This is a genomic window from Mesorhizobium sp. M4A.F.Ca.ET.022.05.2.1, from assembly GCF_003998845.1.
Classification (GTDB): Bacteria; Pseudomonadota; Alphaproteobacteria; order Rhizobiales; family Rhizobiaceae; genus Mesorhizobium.
Genome location: NZ_RZOJ01000552.1, coordinates 1 through 3,189 on the forward strand (window position 1 = coordinate 1; position 3,189 = coordinate 3,189).

Consider the following 3,189-nt stretch of genomic DNA (forward strand, 5'->3'; position numbering starts at 1 on the left):
GGGGTGGCGCCCTGGTGATGATGGCGGGCGCGACGGCGCACCGACGCGCAGGCGGCGGTCGAGCAGCGACATCGCCGCGCCCGCCATCATCACCAGGGCGCCACCCCAGATCAGCGTCACCAGCGGCTTCCACCACAGCCGAACGACGACGGAGCCGTCATTGCCCTCGTCGCCAAGCGACAGATAGAGCTGGCTGAACCAAACAGTCCTGATGCCGGATTCGGTGGTCGTCATCTGGCGCACAGGATAGAAGCGCTTGGCCGAGCTGATCTCGCCCTTGGCGTTGCCGTCGGCGCCGATGAACAGGAAGCGGCCGCGATCCTCGCTGTAGTTCGGTCCTTGCGCCGGGTAGAGACCCTCGAAGCGGAGCCTATGGCCGGAGAGCTCCACCGTATCGCCGGCGCGCATGGTCAGGATCTTCTCGGTGCCGAAACTCATGGTCCCGACGATGCCTAGCAGGGTCAGGCCGAGGCCGAGATGGGCGAGCGCGGTGCCGAACACCGAGCGCGGCAGGCCGGCGAAGCGGCTGAGCGCAACCGCCGGCGCAACATTGCCGATACCCGATTTGACGGCGAGATCGGTGAGCGCGCCGCAGACCAGCCAGACGGCGAGACCGACGCCAAGCGCGGCGAACACCGACGCGCCGTCGATGAACAGCGCCGTCACCAGCACGGCGGCGAGCGCTGCCGCGAAGGCGGCCATCAGCCGTTGGGCGGCGGCAAGGACGTCGCCGCGCTTCCAGGCAAGCAGCGGCCCGAACGGCACGATTGCCAAGAGCGGCAGCATCAACGGGCCGAAGGTCAGGTCGAAGAACGGCGCGCCGACCGAGATCTTGCCGCCGGTGACGGCTTCCAGCGCCAGCGGATAGAGCGTGCCCACCAGCACCGTGGCCGTGGCGGTGGTGAGGAACAGATTGTTGAGGACCAGCGCGCCCTCGCGCGAGATCGGATGGAACAGGCCGCCGGCGGTCAGCCTCGAGGCGCGCAGCGCGAACAGCGCCAGCGAACCACCGATGAACAGCGTCAGGATGCAGAGGATGAAGACGCCGCGCGCCGGGTCGGTGGCGAAGGCATGCACCGAGGTAAGCACGCCGGAGCGCACCAGGAAGGTGCCGAGCAGCGACAGCGAGAAGGTGAGGATGGCGAGCAGCAGCGTCCAGATCTTCAGCGCCGAGCGCTTCTCCATGACGATCGCCGAATGGAGCAGCGCCGTACCTGCCAGCCAGGGCATGAAGGACGCGTTCTCGACCGGATCCCAGAACCAGAAACCGCCCCAGCCGAGTTCGTAATAAGCCCAGTAGGAGCCCATGGCGATGCCGCCGGTGAGGAACATCCAGGCGACCAGCGTCCATGGCCGCACCCAGCGCGCCCAGGAGGCGTCGATGCGGCCCTCGATGAGGGCGGCGACCGAGAAGGAAAAGCAAATCGAGAAGCCGACATAGCCGAGATAGAGCAGCGGCGGATGGATGGCGAGGCCGAGGTCCTGCAGGATAGGGTTGAGGTCGCGGCCCTCGATCGGCGCCGGGTTCAGCCGGATGAAGGGATTGGACGTCGCCAGGATGAACAGGAAGAAGGCGCAGCCGATCGCCCCTTGCACGGCGAGCACATTGGCCCTGAGCGTCGCCGGCAGGTTTGAACCGAACACGGCGACGAGCGTGCCGAAGAAGGTCAGGATCAGCACCCAGAGCAGCATCGAGCCCTCGTGGTTGCCCCAGGTACCGGTGATCTTGTAGATCAGCGGCTGCAGCGAGTGCGAGTTCTCCCAGACGCTCGCCACCGAGAAGTCGGACCCGGCATAGGCGCTGGCCAGCGCGGCGAAGGACAGCGCGGTGAGCGCGAAGCCGGTGACCGTCACAGGACCGCCAACCGCCATCATTTTCTGGTTGCCGACGCGCGCGCCATAGAGCGGCACCAGCATCTGCACCAGTGACAGCGCAAAGGCCAGGACGAGCGCGAAATGTCCGGTTTCGACCATTATTCGCTCTTGCTCTCCTGCCAGACGCCCTTGGCTTTCAGCCCATCGGCGACTTCCTTGGGCATATAGCGCTCGTCATGCTTGGCGAGCACGCTGTCGGCGACGAAGATACCGTCCGGCCCGAAGCTGCCTTCGGTGATGACGCCTTGCTCCTCGCGGAACAGGTCGGGCAGGATACCGGTATAGCTGATCTTGACCGATTTCTGCTTGTCGGTCACCGAGAAGGCGACCGTCGCGCCCTGCCCGCGCACGATCGTGCCCTTTTCGACCAGCCCGCCCAGCCGGATACGCTGGCCGGGCTGAACAGTCGCCGTGGCGAGATCGCCGGGCATGTAGAAATAGGAGGCTTTCTGGCCAAGCGCGTAGAAGGTGAGACCGGTGGCGGCGGCGAGGAACGCCAGCCCGGCCACGATCACCGACAGCCGCTTCTGCTTGCGTGTCATCGTCTACTCCGTCGCCATCAGGCCGAGCGTGGCGGCAAAAGCGGTGAACTTCTTCGCTTCATCGCTCCCGGCGCCAAAGACGGCAATGGCGCGGCCGAGCGCATCGCGCGCCTGGTCGGCCTTGCCCAGCACCGCATAGGAACGAATGAGCCGCATCCATCCTTCCACGTCGCGCGGGTTTTGTCTGAGCTTTTCATCGAGGCCGGCGACCATGGTCTCGATCATCGCCTGCCTGTCCTGCGGCGACATCTGCTGCGCGGCATCGACCGCTTGCGCGTCCGGGCCATTGGCGGGCGCGATCCCTGCGACGGATTTGCCCGCTGCGTCGGCCAGCGCCTGCTCGACCGCGCCACGCCACGGAGAATCCGGCGGCAGCGCACCCAGCATCTTTTGCCAGGCAGCCGTCGCCTCGCCGGCACGGCCTTCCTGAGCGAGACCCATCGCCAGGTAGAAGCTCGCCTTCGCATTGGCGGGGTCCTGCTTCAGCGCCGCCTCGAAGGCATCTTGAGCCTCGGCCGAGACGATGCCGCCGGCGGCGTTGGCGATCGCCTCGCCCAGACCTACCTGGCGCGCGGCGCTATCGCCGTCGAGGCGGATGGCGTTGCGGTAGGCTCGCGCCGCGTCGGAATAGCGCTGCAGCCGCAGATAGACCGGCGCCAGCACGTCCCAGCCCCTGCCGTCGGACGGGTTGGCGGCAAGATGCGCCTCGGCGCGCGCCACCAGCTCGTCGACCGAGGAATCGGCGGGATTCTTGGCGAGCCTCTCGGCCAAC

3 protein-coding genes are annotated in these 3,189 nt (G+C 67.0%); all 3 read right to left on the minus strand.

Going from position 1 to position 3,189, the window contains the following annotated elements; all coding sequences use genetic code 11:
- A partial coding sequence (locus EN745_RS32480; protein ID WP_145992265.1) for a heme lyase CcmF/NrfE family subunit occupies positions 1 to 1,974 on the minus strand: 1,974 nt, incomplete at its 3' end.
- Complete coding sequence (gene ccmE, locus EN745_RS32485; RefSeq protein WP_126055762.1) at positions 1,974 to 2,417, minus strand: cytochrome c maturation protein CcmE; 444 nt, start codon at positions 2,415 to 2,417, stop codon at positions 1,974 to 1,976. The genes ccmE and EN745_RS32480, both read right to left, overlap by 1 nt.
- 3 nt (positions 2,418 to 2,420) lie before the next feature.
- Positions 2,421 to 3,189 (minus strand): tetratricopeptide repeat protein (locus EN745_RS32490; RefSeq protein ID WP_127423140.1); only part of this gene is annotated, 769 nt, incomplete at its 5' end.